Source organism: Winogradskyella sp. MIT101101 (genome assembly GCF_047126865.1).
In the GTDB taxonomy this organism is placed as follows: Bacteria; Bacteroidota; Bacteroidia; order Flavobacteriales; family Flavobacteriaceae; genus Winogradskyella; species Winogradskyella ouciana.
In genome coordinates this window covers 1398324-1415829 of record NZ_CP138982.1, presented here as the reverse complement: position 1 = coordinate 1415829, position 17506 = coordinate 1398324, and the positions used below count along the sequence as shown (strand labels likewise).

The 17506-nt window shown below is 37.0% G+C and carries 12 protein-coding genes; 6 read left to right on the top strand and 6 right to left on the bottom strand.

Annotated features, from left to right (window positions below; translation table 11 throughout):
* The first annotated feature begins 66 nt into the window (after nucleotides 1-66).
* From SIB89_RS06610 to SIB89_RS06600, 3 genes are all read left to right on the top strand, one after another.
* Nucleotides 67-1338: a dihydrolipoamide acetyltransferase family protein gene (locus SIB89_RS06610; protein WP_412561610.1), complete on the top strand. Its 1272-nt coding sequence runs from the start codon at nucleotides 67-69 to the stop codon at nucleotides 1336-1338.
* 89 nt (nucleotides 1339-1427) lie between these two features.
* On the top strand, nucleotides 1428-2498 hold the full coding sequence (locus tag SIB89_RS06605; protein ID WP_273288913.1) for a branched-chain amino acid aminotransferase: 1071 nt from the start codon (nucleotides 1428-1430) through the stop codon (nucleotides 2496-2498).
* A gap of 259 nt (nucleotides 2499-2757) precedes the next feature.
* Nucleotides 2758-4806: a thiamine pyrophosphate-dependent enzyme gene (locus tag SIB89_RS06600; protein ID WP_273288912.1), complete on the top strand. Its 2049-nt coding sequence runs from the start codon at nucleotides 2758-2760 to the stop codon at nucleotides 4804-4806.
* 59 nt (nucleotides 4807-4865) lie between these two features.
* On the opposite strand, the gene SIB89_RS06595 is transcribed toward SIB89_RS06600, so the two are convergent.
* The 6 genes from SIB89_RS06595 to SIB89_RS06570 form a co-directional block, all read right to left on the bottom strand.
* Nucleotides 4866-5057 carry a cold-shock protein gene (locus SIB89_RS06595; protein ID WP_155090075.1) on the bottom strand — a complete coding sequence of 64 codons (192 nt, stop codon included), beginning with the start codon at nucleotides 5055-5057 and terminating at the stop codon, nucleotides 4866-4868.
* Between the two features lie 132 nt (nucleotides 5058-5189).
* Nucleotides 5190-6866: a SulP family inorganic anion transporter gene (locus tag SIB89_RS06590; protein ID WP_412561609.1), complete on the bottom strand. Its 1677-nt coding sequence runs from the start codon at nucleotides 6864-6866 to the stop codon at nucleotides 5190-5192.
* 124 nt (nucleotides 6867-6990) lie between these two features.
* Complete coding sequence (locus SIB89_RS06585) at nucleotides 6991-7545, bottom strand: DUF4136 domain-containing protein (RefSeq protein WP_155090073.1); 555 nt, start codon at nucleotides 7543-7545, stop codon at nucleotides 6991-6993.
* Between the two features lie 20 nt (nucleotides 7546-7565).
* Complete coding sequence (locus tag SIB89_RS06580; protein WP_412561608.1) at nucleotides 7566-9566, bottom strand: urocanate hydratase; 2001 nt, start codon at nucleotides 9564-9566, stop codon at nucleotides 7566-7568.
* Nucleotides 9566-9736, bottom strand: coding sequence for a DUF5522 domain-containing protein (locus SIB89_RS06575; protein WP_162306989.1), 171 nt, complete (start codon nucleotides 9734-9736; stop codon nucleotides 9566-9568). The genes SIB89_RS06580 and SIB89_RS06575 overlap by 1 nt, the downstream gene beginning before the upstream one ends.
* Before the next feature lie 468 nt (nucleotides 9737-10204).
* Nucleotides 10205-14371 carry a CUB domain-containing protein gene (locus SIB89_RS06570; protein WP_412561607.1) on the bottom strand — a complete coding sequence of 1389 codons (4167 nt, stop codon included), beginning with the start codon at nucleotides 14369-14371 and terminating at the stop codon, nucleotides 10205-10207.
* 149 nt (nucleotides 14372-14520) lie between these two features.
* Here SIB89_RS06570 and SIB89_RS06565 point away from each other — a divergent pair, with 149 nt between their 5' ends.
* From SIB89_RS06565 to hemL, 3 genes are read left to right on the top strand one after another with little or no spacing between them, the layout of a single operon-like run.
* Nucleotides 14521-15411 carry a 1-aminocyclopropane-1-carboxylate deaminase/D-cysteine desulfhydrase gene (locus tag SIB89_RS06565; protein ID WP_412561606.1) on the top strand — a complete coding sequence of 297 codons (891 nt, stop codon included), beginning with the start codon at nucleotides 14521-14523 and terminating at the stop codon, nucleotides 15409-15411.
* Nucleotides 15408-16211 (top strand): glucosaminidase domain-containing protein, encoded by an 804-nt coding sequence (locus tag SIB89_RS06560; RefSeq protein WP_412561605.1) that lies wholly within the window; start codon nucleotides 15408-15410, stop codon nucleotides 16209-16211. Before SIB89_RS06565 ends, SIB89_RS06560 begins: the two co-directional genes overlap by 4 nt.
* A gap of 3 nt (nucleotides 16212-16214) precedes the next feature.
* Nucleotides 16215-17501 (top strand): glutamate-1-semialdehyde 2,1-aminomutase, encoded by a 1287-nt coding sequence (hemL, locus tag SIB89_RS06555; RefSeq protein WP_412561604.1) that lies wholly within the window; start codon nucleotides 16215-16217, stop codon nucleotides 17499-17501.
* Nucleotides 17502-17506: the final 5 nt, after the last annotated feature.

Below are 17506 nucleotides of genomic sequence, written 5' to 3'. Positions count from 1 at the left end.
TTCTTATTTTTATTGCTGATTTTAAAAGTGTTGAATTTGAGCAAGTTTGAATTAAAAATGCCTAAAATGGGTGAAAGCATCACCGAAGGAACCATCATCAATTGGTTGGTTGATGAAGGTGATAGCTTTGATGAAGGAGACATAATTTTGGAAGTGGCAACTGATAAAGTTGATAATGAAGTGCCAGCACCCGCCTCTGGAGTTTTAAAAGAAATATTGTTTTCTGCTAAAGATGTTGCTCCAGTTGGAGAAGTGATTGCCATACTTGAAGTTTCCAAAGAGGTGAAATCTTCAAAGAAGCAAAATGTCATTCAGAGCGATAGCGAAGAATCTCCAAAAAAGAAAAAAGATAGTAAGCGACCAAAATCAACACAATCATTCTCTACTTCAAATTCATTTTCAGTCAACAATACAAACACTTTCTTTTCGCCATTAATCATAAAAATAGCCAAAGAACATCACATTAGTTTTGAAGAATTAGCTCGAATCCCAGCAACAGGAAACGAAGGCAGGTTGCGAAAAAGTGATGTTTTCAATTATATAGAAGAAGGGCGTCCATACAAATTCGCACAGCCAATAACCCAAGACCCAACGGCATATCGCATTCCACAATTGACTTTCGATAAAGGCAAAGGAAAGGTGATTGAAATGGACAGAATGCGCCAAATGATTGCAGATCATATGGTATATTCAAAACACACGTCACCTCATGTCACAGCATATGTTGAGGCAGATTTAACCAATATGGTCAACTGGCGAAATGCTAACAAAGTTGCGTTTCAGGAAAAGTATGGTGAGCGCTTAACATTCACACCATTATTTGTAGAAGCGGTAGCAAAAGCTGTAAAAGATTTTCCAAATATTAATGCTTCAGTCGATGGTAATAACATCATTGTAAAAGAAGACATTAATATTGGTATGGCAACTGCATTACCAAGTGGTAACTTAATTGTTCCTGTAGTTAAAAATGCAGATACGAAAGATTTAAAAACCTTGGCTGAAAATGTCAACGAGTTAGCAAGTAAAGCCAGAGAGAACAAACTCGCTGGAGACGATATAAAGGGAAGTACGTTCACTATTTCTAATGTGGGAACCTTCGGAAGTGTCATGGGAACACCGATCATCAATCAACCTGAAGTAGCCATTTTAGCATTAGGTATCATCAAAAAAAGACCAGAAGTTATAGAAACTGAAAAAGGAGACGAAATAGCAATACGCAGTATGATGTATTTATCATTATCCTTTGACCACAGAGTAGTTGATGGTTTTCTAGGTGGAAGCTTCGTACGCAGAGTTGCCGACTATTTTGAGCAATTCGATGTCAATAGGAAAATATAAAAATGAACTGTCATTCCGAACGATAGTGAAGGAATCTCATCAATAGATTGACATGTCCTTCGTCCTCGCAATAACAAAGAAATAGAGTTATGAGTTACAACATATCAATACAAAAATCAGAAAAGTCTAATCTCGATAAATTAGACTTCAACAATATACCTTTAGGAACTACATTCACTGATCACATGTTTATCTGTGATTACGACAATGGCGAATGGACCAACCCTAGAATTGTTCCAATGGGAATGATTCCAACGCATCCTGCAGCAATGGCCTTGCACTACGGACAAGCTATTTTTGAAGGTATGAAGGCCACAGTAGATTCAGATGGCAATCCAATGTTGTTTAGAGCAGAGGATAATGCCAATCGTTTGAATTTTAGTGCCGACCGTATGGGCATGCCTAATATTCCAACTGAGTTATTTGTAGATGGCTTAAAACAATTGGTAGATTTAGACAGACAATGGATTCCACCTATTGATGGCAGCGCGTTATATTTAAGACCGTTTATGTACGCAGATGAGCCATTTATTGGTATGCGTGCAGCAACACATTACAAGTTTATCATCATGGCATCGCCAGCAGGTCCATTTTTCAGCAAACGTATAAAATTATGGGCCGAAAAGAAATTCATTAGAGCTGCTCAAGGTGGTACAGGAGAGGCAAAAGCTGCGGGAAATTATGCGGCCGCAATACGTCCAACAGAATTGGCAAAAGCCAAAGGTTACGACCAAGTGTTGTGGTTAGATGCAGTTGAACATAAGTACATTCAAGAAGTAGGTACGATGAATATCTTCTTTAAGATTGATGACAAATTTATTACACCAGAACTAGACGGTTGTGTTTTGGATGGTATAACCAGAAAGAGTGTGATTGCCTTATTGAAAGATCGCGGTTTTGAAGTTACAGAACGAAAAATCACCATTGATGAAATTAAGGAAGCCTCTAAAAATGGTACCTTAAAAGAAGCATTTGGGACAGGTACGGCAGTAGGTATTGCTTACATTCAGGAAATTGGATTGGATGGCGAATCCATTCACGTGTCTCACGATAGTCCTGTTGGGATAGAAATAAATCAGCGATTAAACGATATAAAAACCGGAAAAGTTGAAGATAAATTTGATTGGATGACCAAAGTAGATAAGCAATTGGTGGATTAGGGCGCCTGCCTGCCGGCAGGCAGGTTACCACAAGGGTCGGGCTTTCACTACTCGCTTCCCGACGAAAAAGTCGGGAGAGCTCAAACAGGTCGTTCAATCCCAGCGCAAACTCACTCAACCGCAAAGACCTCAAAGGTTTTCAAAACTTGTGAGGTTTCAACAAAAATAATAAACTAGTATGTCATTTAGAACGACATCGAAGAATCTCACCAAGAGATTGCCACGTCCTTCGTTCTCGCAATGACATTAAGAAAAGCACATGAATAAAGACATCTTAAAAAAAGCATACTCAAAACTCTGCACAGCGAAAGCCATGACTGAGCTGTACGAAGAAAACTTCAAGCAAGTTTCAAAATATGTACATGCCACATCACGTGGTCACGAAGCCATTCAAATTGCATTAGGTTTACAGTTATTGCCTCAAGATTTTGCGTTTCCATATTATAGAGATGATGCGATGTTATTATCATTTGGTTTAGAACCTTATGATTTAATGTTGCAACTGTTAGCGAAGAAAGACGACCCATTTTCAGGCGGAAGAACCTACTATTCGCATCCAAGTTTAAAGGATGATGATAAACCTAAAATTCCACATCAATCTTCAGCAACAGGTATGCAAGCTATTCCTGCAACAGGTGTTGCCATGGGAATGCAGTATAAAGAATTACAGGGTTTAAACGATACTTCAGTTGAGAATCCAATTTCGGTTTGCTCACTTGGCGACGCTTCAGTAACCGAAGGTGAAATCGCAGAAGCGTTTCAAATGGCGGCTTTAAAGCAAATGCCAATTCTATATTTAGTTCAGGATAACGGTTGGGATATTTCAGCCAATGAAGCCGAAACAAGAGCACAAAATGCTTATGAATATGCACAAGGTTTTCATGGCTTGGAAGCGATTTCAATTGACGGTGCAAACTTTACTGAAAGTTATGAGGCTTTAGAAAAAGTCATTAAAACCATCAGGGGAGAAAGACGACCATTTTTAGTGCATGCTAAAGTCCCGTTGCTAAATCACCACACTTCTGGTGTGCGAATGGAATGGTACCGTGATGATTTAGACGAAGCACGAAGCCGCGATCCATATCCAGTCTTAAAGCAACAATTGTTAGATGCTGGATTTTCAGAAAAGGAAATTTTAGAAATAGAAAATTCAGCTAAAGAAAAGGTTCAATCTGATTTCGAAAAAGCTTTAAAGGCAGATGATCCAATACCGGAAGATTTATTTACAAACGACTTCGTTCCTACCACAATTACAGAAGAACAAGGTACACGCGCACCAGAAGGTGCAGAAAAAGTGGTGATGGTAGATTGTGCCTTATTCGCCGTTGAGGAACTGATGAAAAAGCACAAAGAGTGTTTACTTTACGGACAAGATGTTGGAGGACGACTTGGTGGTGTATTTAGAGAAGCAGCGACTTTGGCTCAGAAGTTCGGTGATGATAGAGTGTTCAATACACCAATCCAGGAGGCATTTATTGTTGGTTCAACGGTTGGGATGAGTGCTGTTGGATTAAAACCTATTGTTGAGGTTCAGTTTGCAGATTATATTTGGCCTGGGCTTAATCAGTTATTTACTGAAGTCAGCAGAAGTTGCTATTTAAGTAACGGAAAATGGCCAGTGAGTATGATTCTTAGAGTACCGATTGGTGCCTACGGTAGTGGTGGACCTTATCATAGTTCATCTGTAGAAAGTGTGGTGACCAATATTAGAGGTATAAAAATTGCCTATCCAAGTAATGGTGCCGATTTAAAAGGTTTGATGAAGGCAGCCTATTACGACTCAAATCCAGTCGTAATTTTAGAGCACAAAGGATTGTATTGGTCAAAAGTGCCAGGTACAAAAGGAGCAACATCAATAGAACCAGCAGAAGATTACATATTGCCTTTTGGTAAGGCGTGGTTGTTACAAGAAATCTGGAAGCAGGAAAGTGTTGAAACACTAACTATAGTGACCTACGGAATGGGAGTGCATTGGGCTTATAATGCTTCGGGCGAATTGGATATGCGTGATCAAATCGAAATCATCGACTTGAGAACATTGTTTCCACTTGATGAAGACACGATTATGAAATCAGTCAAGAAAACAGGAAAATGCTTGGTCGTTACAGAAGAGCCTTCAAACAATAGTTTTGCGAGAGCCTTAGCTGGGAAAATTCAAGAAGAATGCTTCAAATATTTAGATGCTCCAGTAATGACGATTGGTAGTGAAAATATGCCTGCTATTCCTTTAAATTCAACCTTAGAAGAAACTATGATTCCTTCGACTGAAAAAGTAAAGGCCAAAATACAGGATATATTAAAGTATTAAAAATAGAAAAGCCTATCGAAAGATAGGCTTTGTTCTTAAAAAGATTGTAAGGTATATACTTATATAACTTTTACATTTACTGCATTTAATCCCTTTTTTCCTTCTGTTAAGTCGAATTCTACATTATCACCTTCTCTTACTTCATCAACTAAACCAGAAATGTGTACAAAATGATCTTTGTCGCTTCCTTCTTCTGTTATGAATCCAAAACCTTTAGAATCATTAAAAAATTTTACTGTACCAGTACTCATATTAAAATATATTAAATTAAGTGGCGAAGGTAGTCTAATTAATTGATTTTCAATCATTTTAATCTGATTAATTTCTTAATTAGAAGCTAATAGCCTAATACTTAACCTATAGGGTAATGAAATAATAGAGAATTACATGTTATATTCAGAAAGTGGTTTTGTAAATTTTTCAGGATCTGCTGCTAAATGGTAACGCGGATCGTCAACCGCTTCAATAATCACTTCTTCAAACTTTGGACTTGCTTTACGAAGTAATACTTTGCAATCTTCACTTAAATGTTTGAGTTTAATAGACTTCCCTTCAGCTTCATATTTTTCAACTAAATTGAAGATTGCTTCTAGTGCAGAATGATCACTAACTCTAGATTCTATAAAATCTATTTCAACATTTTGAGGATCATTTTTGGCATCAAACTTAGAGTTAAAATTCTGAATAGATCCAAAAAACAAAGGTCCCCAAATTTCATAAGTTTTGGTACCATCTGGTTGCATACGTTTACGTGCTCTAATCATTGTAGCATTTTTCCATGCGAAAACTAAAGCAGAAATAATAACTCCTGCAATAACTGCTATAGCTAAATCTTGCCAAACTGTAATTGCAGAAACAGCGATTAGTACGATAGCATCAGATAAAGGTATTTTTCTAATAATCCTAAAACTACTCCAAGCGAACGTTCCGATTACTACCATGAACATTACACCAACTAGGGCAGCTATAGGAATTTGTTCAATCAGTGGAGCTCCAAATAGCACAAAGCATAGTAACGCAATTGCAGCGACAGCACCAGATAGACGGCCTCTTCCACCTGAGTCAACATTAATAATAGATTGACCGATCATAGCACAGCCGCCCATTCCGCCGAATAATCCGTTTAAAGTATTTGCAGCACCTTGTGCTATACACTCTCGGTTACCGTTTCCTCTTGTATCTGTCATTTCATCAATGAGATTTAAAGTCATTAAAGATTCAATTAGGCCTACTGCAGCAAGTATGAAGGCAGTCGAAAGAATTAAACTCCAATGTCCTGAAAGTGTTCTGAAGAATCCAAAAATTTGATCTTGAAATGTTGGTAGTCCACCTTCTAAACCATTTCCGCCACCTTCAGCAATAAACGAACCAACAGTACTGACTTCTATACCACCAAAAATTGTAATACAAGCCACAACAATTATGGCTATTAAAGCCGCTGGAATTTTCTTTGTAAGTTTAGGTAGTCCATACATAATACCCATTGTCAAACCAATGAATCCCATCATCTTCCAGAATGTAGCATTCGAGAACAATGCAGAAAACCATTCTGACGTATTATCTAAAAACGAAATATCTTTCGGAACAGCATTAGGAAATAATCCTAATTGAGAAAGGAAAATAACAATAGCCAAACCGTTAACAAAGCCCATCATAACTGGGTGTGGAATCAATCGTACAAATTTCCCCAGCTTAAAAACACCCGCCAAAATTTGAATACCACCAACAAAAAGAAGTGTTATAAATAGCCACTGCAATCCTAGGTTATCTACAGGTGTGTCTAATGCTAAACCAACTTCATTTCCTTTTTGAATAAGATGTACCATAACTACGGCCATTGCACCTGTAGCACCTGAAATCATTCCTGGTCGACCACCAAATAATGCGGTGACAATTCCCATCATAAATGCACCATATAGTCCAACTAGAGGATCTACACCAGCTACAAAAGCAAAAGCTACGGCCTCGGGTACTAGTGCCAGCGCAACGGTTAAACCTGAAAGAATATCATTCTTAGGGTTTTGGGTGAAGTTTTTTCTTGTAGTGTGACCTAATATCATAACTATATCTTTTAGAAGTCGGCAAAGATAAAGTATTTAGAATTATAGCCTAATTACTCATTAAAAGGAATAAAAAAAGCACTGGTAAAAACCAGTGCTTAAGTAATTTTATATTTAAATTGAATTATTCTTCAGGTGGAAATTGCTCCAAAGTTTTGGCAACAAATTCTTTAATTCGCTCTTCTTTTTTCTCTATATTTCTTGTGGTTAAATAACCAGTACCAGAGCCTTGCCAAATCAATTCTTTTTCGCTAGTGTCTATAAAATCAATAAAAAGCATACCTTCTGTTCTGGTGGAAACATTGCTTCCTCCCCAGCCAGGTCCCCAGCCCCAGCCCCAACGATTGAAACCGCCCCAGCCCCAGCCACCGAAGCCCCAGGCATTGTTGTAGACATCAACACGTTGAGTAGATTTTGTAAAAATACTAACGAGCATATCAGGGTTTTCGGATTTGGTCATGCCTTTTGCCATTAGCTCTGCTTCAATAGCTCTTAATATTCTACGTTTATCAATATCGTTAATCTCTGCTTTGTCAATTCCAGGTTTAAAGAATGCAAAGGTTTTGTAGTTGTCAAAATTTGCCTCTCTATCATAATCGGCTGCAACTCTAACTGAACTACAAGAAGATAGAAGGATGGCGAAAACTAAAATCGGTGTAAATTTAAGTAGTTTCTTCATATCACTTTTTTTTTAATTGTTTAAAATAGATTATCATCAACTTCATTAGGTAAAGTTACTTTTAAATTAGGCTCTATTTCCATGGCACGTTTTATAGCAAAAACAGCACCTTCATTTTGAGCCCAACTGCGTCTTGAGATACCATTATTAACATCCCAAAACAACATCCTTTTTAACCGTGTTGATGCTTCTTTAGTACCATCAAGAACCATACCAAAACCACCGTTAATCACTTCTCCCCAACCAACTCCACCACCATTATGAATACTGACCCAAGTTGCACCTCTAAAACTATCACCAATAACATTGTGAATGGCCATATCTGCTGTAAAACGAGAACCATCATAAATGTTGCTCGTTTCTCTGTAGGGTGAATCTGTACCTGAAACATCATGATGATCTCTTCCAAGAACAACTTCGCCTATTTCACCTCTAGAAATAGCTTGGTTAAAAGCTTCTGCAATTTTCATTCGGCCTTCGGCATCTGCATAGAGAATTCTGGCTTGAGAACCCACAACAAGTTTGTTTTCTTGAGCTCCTTTTATCCATTGAATGTTATCCGCCATTTGCTGTTGGATTTCTTTAGGGGAATTTTTCATGATTTCTTCTAAGACATCACAAGCAATGTTATCTGTTTTTGCTAAATCTTCTGGTTTTCCTGATGCGCAAACCCAACGGAATGGCCCAAAACCATAATCAAAGCACATGGGTCCCATAATATCCTGTACATAGCTTGGATACTTAAATTCTCTACCAATAGTTGGATTCTCAGACATTACATCAGCACCTGCACGAGAAGCTTCAAGAAGAAATGCATTTCCATAATCAAAAAAATAGGTGCCTTTTGAAGTATGTTTATTGATAGCCTTAGCATGTCTTCGCAAGGTTTCCTGTACCTTTTCTTTAAACAATTCTGGCTTATTTGCCATCATATCGTTGGCATCTTCAAAAGATATATCAGCAGGATAATAACCTCCAGCCCAAGGATTATGAAGCGACGTTTGATCACTTCCTAAATCGATATGAATATTGGCTTCATCAAATTTCTCCCACACATCAACTACATTTCCTAAGTAAGCTAGGGAAATGGTTTCCTTTTCAGCTTGTGCTTTTTTGACTCTGGTAACAAGCTCATCTAAATCAGTGATCTTTTCATCAATCCAACCTTGGTCTAAGCGTACTTGAGTTATTTTAGGATTAACTTCGGCACAAACGGTAATACAGCCCGCAATGTTTCCGGCTTTAGGTTGTGCGCCAGACATGCCTCCTAAGCCTGAAGTCACGAACAAATTACCTTTTGGTTCTTTACCTATTTTTCTAAATCCGTTTAAAACGGTAATCGTCGTACCATGGACAATGCCTTGAGGGCCAATGTACATGTAACTTCCGGCTGTCATTTGTCCATATTGGGTAACTCCTAAAGCATTGAATTTTTCCCAGTCATCTGGTTTAGAATAGTTGGGAATCATCATACCATTTGTGACGACAACTCTAGGTGCCTCTTTATGTGAAGGGAATAAGCCCATTGGATGACCAGAATACATCACAAGGGTTTGTTCGTCATTCATCTCTGCCAAATATTTCATGGTCAGTCGATACTGAGCCCAATTTTGAAATACAGCGCCATTACCACCATAGGTAATCAATTCATGTGGATGTTGTGCAACAGCATAATCCAAATTGTTCTGAATCATTAACATGATGGCAGCTGCTTGTTTTGATTTTGCTGGATACTCCTCTATAGGCCTTGCGTACATTCTGTAATCTGGTCTGAAGCGGTACATGTATATTCGACCATATTTTTCGAGCTCGGACTTAAACTCAGGTAATAGAATTTCGTGATGCTTTTTGTCAAAATAGCGCAAGGCGTTTCGAAGGGCTAATTTTTTTTCTTCGGCATTTAGAATGTCCTTCCTTTTTGGTGCATGATTTATGGATTCATCATACACTTTTGGCACTGGTAAAATCTCTGGTATGCCTTCTAATATTTGATCTTTGAATGGAACTTTTAACTCTTGCATTATTGTATTGAATCTTTATTGTTGGTCTTAGAATTGAATCCGTATGGACAATGCCTGCATCCGCTTTCGCAACAATAGCCACGTTTAAGGTGATATTGTTCGGTAAAACAGCGATAGCCTTCGGGCGTTAGATAGTAATCTCCGTCTTCAATTGGGACATATTTCTTCATAGGCCTATCCCTAACCCTTTCCCAAGGAAAGAGAACTCGGTTGTTTATACTTTTAATAAATGGTTATAAGTTTTTCAGTTTGTACAAAACTGATTCGCTTTATCAACAAAGATAATGTAAATTGGATTGATTTTTGAATTGGATAGATTGTGATATTAATTTCAAAATATATGGTGCCAAGAGGGTATGTTGGGATAACTATTTTTCCATTTATGTTTTTAAAATATAAAGCTTTGAAATGGAATAAAGTGCTGATAAATCATGAAAAAATCCACCTTAGACAACAGCTAGAATTATTGATTATTCCGTTTTTTATTTTATACGCCTTTGAGTTTTTTATTCGATTGATTCAGTATAAAAACTGGAAACGTGCCTATCGCAATATCTCTTTTGAACGAGAAGCATACAGAAAAGAAAAAGACCTATATTATTTAAAATCCAGGCCTTTATACAATTTTATAAATTTTGTCAGAAAATAATCTTTGCAATTTTTTGCTTACCATCTGTTAGTCTTATTTTTAAGAATAAGGTCAACTCATTTGGTCTTATGGCATTGATATTGAAACGATTTCTGTTAATTGATTTATTGGCAAAAAGGTTTCTTCCTAAAATGTCGTAAATTTCTATAGATTGAATGTTTTCATAATCAGATTCAACTACGATGTTTTCATTTTCTTCAAATATCTGAACTCCGTTTACACTGTCAAAATCTTCGACACTCAGGCTAGAATTAGTATACCTTAGTATAAATCTGTCGTTGAATGTGCCTTCACCTGAATTAAAATTATAAGGACTGTCGCGCAAGTCATGGATTATATTTTCGTAAGTATCTTCGAGGTAAATATCTTGTGTGTTAGTTCCTTCAAATAATCCATCGACACCACTAATAGAAATTGTGTAAATATCATTTTGTAAGATTTCAATGCCTAATGGTACTTGGTCTTCAATTTCAAAGGGTAATTGACGTCCTTGTATTACCATACGTTCATTATCTAGCATTGAATAAATATTCATTGTGTTAGACTCAAAAGTGTAAGCATCATAAGACCTGTCTTTTGCTTGGGTTGCTCCTTCAATATAACCAACCATAGTGCTAGAAGTTTGTTCATTTTCGTTGCTTAAATTGAGCCATATACGATGACGCTCAATGGTATTAGTCGTTTCAGAGATTGGATCACTACTTCTGTAAAAGCTACTATTGTCATTCCCTATATCTCTCATTGTATTACTAAATGTTACACTCCCAGTTTCATTGTCATTAAGTGCTAGCACAAAGAATCCTTGACCAGATCCAATATAGTAATCAGTTGCTGTAACTTCATTGGGATATGTGTTTGTACCAGATAAGTTATAAGTTAAATAATCATTAGGGCTATAATTTAAACCATAATCATCATAAAAAGGATCGGGATTACCAGCATTTGGGTCAGTGCCATGTGTCCAAATATGTACCGCTCCTTCAATTAAGTTGTTGTCTCTAGTGCCATCATCATAAGTGATAAAGGCATTAGCACTAATGGCGGATGGGTATGGATTACCTATAAGATTCCAATTGTCGTCGAATGGTGTGACTGTAACAAAATCGTTACCATAGGGTTGATACGAAAAGCTACAATATGTTGGGCTATTATTTCCGCTTTCAATAACACGCGTTATTATCCCATTATTTGGAATAATTCCAGAAATTGAGGTCTGATAATTAGTGGCAGTTTGGCCTTGATCTGTTGGGCCATTAGATATATAACCTCTACCGATATCCATATTGCCAGAATAATTTTCCCAATCACCATAACAAATAGGTATATTTGCATTAACGCATGGTCCTGGTGGTACTGAAATAGTTCCGTTAGGTATTGTTGGTCTCCATCTATAAGTGGCTCCAGGTGTATTTATTCCATAAATATTTGAAAGACTAAAATTAGAAACTGGAGACGACCAGTACACATAGTCACTTTGACTTATATTTGGGGCTCTGTCTAAAATTAGTGTGCCAATTCCAGTATTGTTATTGGCATTTGGTGCTCCTTCATTAACCTGAATTAATTTTGAATTATTACGAATATGTAAAACCGAGTTGCCTTGTAAATCTATAAAATCCGTTATGGTTAAACTTCCATAATTGGCGTCAGAATCGTCATCGTCTATTGTTAGTGTTGCATCAGCTTCAATAGTTAAGTTATAACCAAATCCATCTGTTGTCCCATCAATTATTGGATTATTACCACCTGTATCAACTATATCTATACAATTGGCCGCTGAAGGTACTCCATTAGGAAACCAATTAGTAGCGGTATTCCAATCTGTATTGCTAGGAGTACCATTCCATACTTTTTTATTATAGGTAACCGTAACCATATCTGTACAACCATTAGCTGTTTCGGTAGCCGTATAGGTTTGTACACCATTAGGTGCAGCATATACTGTGCCGGCATAGTTGCCCAATACATAAGGTATTGTAAGTGCTGAATCTGTATATAAACCAACAGCTGGTGACCATGTGACTTCTGGTGGAGAAGGTGCAGCGTCTGCTGAAATTGTTATATCATCAATAGCCCAGTGGAAAATATCAAATGAATCACCAGTAAGTCTAAATCGAAAATAGAGTGTGTTATTTCCATCCAATGAAGATATATCTACGTTTCGTGTTTCGGTTATATCGGGAGGATTTGCCACAGTATATTGCGTAGTCCATGGAGCACCTCCAGTTAAGGAAGTTTCCAAAAATATTGAAAAATTAGTGCCAAACTGCCACAAATCGTGATTAAAGCTTAGTTGAAGGTTTGTATAACCAGTTATTGTGATAGCTGGTGAAGCTAAAGTCCATGTTGAAATATCAGAACCAGAAGTCCAATCTAACATAGCTTCATTAGCTGTACCACCTGCATTAGTTGTATTTGATATAATCCAATCAGCACTTGCGGCTCCATTAGCAATTGTCCAACCCGCAGGAAAAGTTGCTCCATCAAAAGATTCAGAATAAACTGTTGTAATGGCTGGAGGAGGCGGGACATTTGCATCGAGTTCAACATAATCTAAGTTACATTCATCTGATCCTATAGGGTAATTAGTATCTGTGATGGAAACCGTGCAAAGACTAACACAAGTTATGTCTGCCACCCATCCAGGATCTGTAATTGAACTATCACTTGTAAACACAAATGTTAAGGCACCACTTGCATGCGAAGAAGTAACAGTACCAGGATTATTTGTACCAGTATAAGTTCCTATAAGAGGGAATGTATTATTAGGGCCATCATAAATGTAGAGAAAATCATAGGTGTTTTCTGTTTCGAAAGCTGTAAAAGTTGCAACCAAACTAGTACCAGGTATATCTGGTGTTAATGTTGTAGTTGTATTTTCATTATTAGAATAATCACCACCTGTACCACCACTATCAGTAAATGTAGATCCACAAACAGTCGGCGGAACATAAGGAGCGCACGTTATGTCTGCTGCCCATCCTCCATCAGTAATCGATGAATCGCTATCAAAAACAAAGGTTAGCGCACCAGATGGATCACTGGATGTAAAAGGACCAGGAATTCCTGTCCCTGCAAAAGTTCCTAAGAGTGGATAAGTAGCATCTGGACCATCATAAACTGATAGATCATCACAACAAGATTCGGTTTCGAAAAACGTAAAAGTCGCAGTAACCGCATCTCCTGGAGTAATCGGAAAAATAGTTGTGGTTTCTAGTTCGTTGTTAGCATAATTTCCCGAAAGACCACCAGTATCATAAAATGTATCACCACACATTGGTGGGGGTACTGGGCAATTTAGGGTAAAGCTAACATTACCGCCAGAACTGTTTTCAGAATCTAGCATAATGTAATAGGTTGTGCCAGCTGTCATACTAAATGAACCACTTGTTTCATTGTTGCCAAATAAATCCTCAATACATGTCCAACCTGTTGCTGAACAGCTTGTTTGATATAAATAATTAATATGGTCGAAAGTAGATATCTGTGTGATTGTATAATTACCGGTTATTGTTGGTGTAAAAGAGTAAATAGCTTCATCACCAGGTACATCTTCACAGGCTGAATCATTGAAGGCTCCAAACCCAGAGTCTATTGTTGCATTTATTGCTGTAGCTCCACAGGCAGGTATGTTGGTAATGCTGGAGCAAGGATCTACAACTTCTGAAGCGCAAATCTCAAATGTACCTTCGTCATTTCCTCCCCAATCCCAAACCCTAAGATAAACTCTTGTACTTGGTGTAAGTACATTCAAAACACTAAAATTGGCTTCAAGAAAACCATCGCCTGAATCATCATCACATTCAACAATGGTTAAATTACCTCCACAAGTACCAGTATAAAGAGCCACAACTCCATCGTCAAAAGTAGACGTTAGTATGTGATTTAAATCTATTTGTAAACTTGTAGTAGTAGGCCCAAGATCGATATAAAACCAAACGTCAGCACCGTTATAGTTAGCACTAACTGGTTCGCATCCTGTTGGAGGATCAATATTTGGATTGCTTGAATCCGTTGCTCCAGTATTATCTCCTACAACATATGTACAAGAGCCAACAGGGCTTAATGGTAAAGGAAGTGCAGTACAAGGGTCGTCTTGTGCAAAAGAAAGGTTTAAATTTGCTAAAATTAATATTAAGAGTAAAGTTCTATTCATAATCTATATTTTAAAACAAAGCCATAACCATAACTCACAGTTATGCAGAAGGTTATTTGCAATAGATTATGTAGGGATTGGGTTTAAATGTATTAAAAATATAGTTAATTTAACATTATGATAAGAAATTTGTTTAAAAATCAGTTGAAATGTTAAAAAATAATGATTTAAAAAACATTCAAATTGATAATCAGGTCTTTATAAAGCCAGAATATCTTATCCATCCATTTATTTCTGGAAATAAGCACCGAAAACTTAAATACAATATACTCGAGGCTAAATCTCAAAAAATCGACTTACTTCTTACATTCGGTGGTGCTTATTCTAATCATATAGCGGCAACAGCCTATGCAGGGAAAATTTATAGAGTAAAAACAGTAGGTATAATAAGAGGTGAAGAATTGGAATCTAAGATAAACACAAACCCAACACTGAAATTTGCACAATCTTGCGGAATGCGCTTAAAGTTTGTTACTAGAGAAGCGTATAGAAATAGGGCTAAGACTGAGTTTATAAAACAGCTAAATTCTGAATTTGGTGATTTTTATCTGATTCCCGAGGGTGGTACTAATGACTTAGCTATAAAGGGGTGCGAAGAAATTCTCAATGATGAAGATAGTGAGTTTGATTTTATTTGTTGTAGCGTGGGCACAGGTGGCACGATTTCTGGACTGATAAACTCATCAAAGAAGCATCAAAAAGTATTAGGATTTCCTGCGCTTAAAGGTGACTTTTTAAATCAAGATATTCGTAAATTTGCAACTCAGGGAAATAGGGAACTAATTGATAAGTATCATTTCGGTGGCTATGGAAAAATAAAGCCAGAGTTAATTACGTTTATCAATAAGTTTAAAAAAGATTTTGACATTCCTTTAGATCCTATATATACAGGAAAAATGATGTATGGAATTTTTGATTTACTGGATAAAGGATTTTTTCCAAAGGACTCAAAAATACTAGCGATACACACTGGTGGATTACAGGGAATAGAAGGGATGAATCTAAAATTAAAACAAAAGGGTTGGCCATTAATAAAATGAATTTCAATTTTAAATATGTAGTGTTGATTTTAGCTGTTTTCGCTTTTAGTTGCGGACCAAAGAAAGGAATTGCAACTAAGAAAAAGCATGAAAAAGGTAAAACGGAAACTGTTGAAGTAAAAACTGCTGATACATCTATTGATAAAGTCGAAAAAGAAGAAATAATAAAGCCGCCTTCTTCTACAGATAAATATATTGCTACCTATGCTGAGATTGCGAAAACAGAAATGCGCAAATCAAAAATACCTGCCAGTATTACCCTTGCTCAAGGAATTTTGGAATCTGGCTCGGGTAGGGGAAGATTGGCGGTTAAAGCCAATAATCATTTTGGTATTAAATGCCACGGTTGGAAAGGTGCTAAAATTTATCATGATGATGATGCTTCACAAGAATGTTTTAGAAAGTATAGAAAAGCCGAATCCTCATACGAAGATCATTCCGATTTTTTAACCGGTAGAAAACGTTACGCTGATCTTTTCAAATTAAAACCAGATGATTATAAAGGCTGGGCAAGAGGTCTAAGGGCAGCTGGTTATGCTACGGATAGAAAATATCCTCAAAAACTCATCAGCCTAATTGAGCGTTATGAGTTATATAAATATGACCAAGAAGTTTTAGGCAATAACGACGTTGAAATTGTAAGAGTAAATAGTGGAGTTATTAGATATGTTATCGAAAAAGGCGACACGTTATACTCATTGGCAAAACGCTATAATACAACTGTTGAAGCTATAAAAAAATTAAATAATCTCAGTTCTAATGACCTGGCATTGGGTCAGGAAATAATGATTCCCAATTAATTTATGTTATACCAAAGAAGTAGTGCTTTATTTAAAGAGGCACAGCAAGTAATTCCCGGAGGGGTAAATTCGCCAGTAAGAGCATTTAAGGCGGTAGGTGGTACACCTATTTTTGCAAAATCGGCAAAAGGAGCATATATCTATGACGAAGATGGCAACCGATTTATTGATTACATCAATTCTTGGGGACCAATGTTGTTGGGTCATGCGTTTCCTCCTGTGGTTGAAGCAGTAATAGAAAAAACAAAAGAAGGAACCTCTTTCGGAATGCCAACAGCTTTAGAAACGGAAATAGCTGAGTTCGCGGTTTCAATGGTACCTAATATTGATAAAATCCGTTTTGTCAATTCTGGTACTGAGGCTTGTATGAGTGCTGTAAGATTAGCAAGAGGTTTTACAAAAAAAGATAAAATTATAAAGTTTGCTGGTTGCTATCATGGACATAGTGATTCATTTTTAATTGCGGCAGGAAGTGGAGCAGTAACTTTTGGAACGCCAAATAGTCCTGGTGTTACTCAAGGTACTGCTAAAGATACCTTATTAGCGCGTTACAATGATATTGATAATGTAAAAGAGCTCGTTGAAGCTAATCCTAATGAAATTGCGGCAATAATCATTGAGCCCGTTGCTGGTAATATGGGCTGTATTCCACCTGTTGAAGGATTTTTAGAAGGTTTGAGAGAACTTTGTGATGCAAATGACATCCTTCTGATATTTGATGAGGTAATGACAGGTTTTAGATTAGCTAATGGAGGAGTGCAAGAATTAAAGGGTATTGATGCAGATATAGTTTGCTTTGGTAAAGTCGTTGGAGGTGGTTTGCCAGTTGGTGCCTTCGCAGCAAGAAATGAAATAATGGATTTCCTTGCGCCATTGGGTCCAGTATATCAAGCAGGAACTCTGAGCGGAAATCCTTTGGCTATGGCAGCTGGATTAGCTATGCTTAAAGCTATTAAGGCAGACAAAGGGTTGATGACTAGACTAAAGGAGAAGACAAAATATCTTCATAATGGTATAGCTGATGCGCTAAATAAAAATAATGTAACCCATACCATAAACAGAGTGGGCTCAATGATCTCTGTGCATTTTTCAGAAGACGTAGTTCTCGATTTTGAAAGCGCAGCTAAAGGAAACAATGATACATTTAAGAAATTCTTTCATGGAATGCTAGACAAAGGTATTTATATTGCTCCAAGCGCTTTTGAAACCTGGTTTATTACGGATGCCTTAACTTATCAAGACTTAAATGAAACTATTGCTGCTGTAGAAGAGATTGCGAAAACATTGTAAATAAA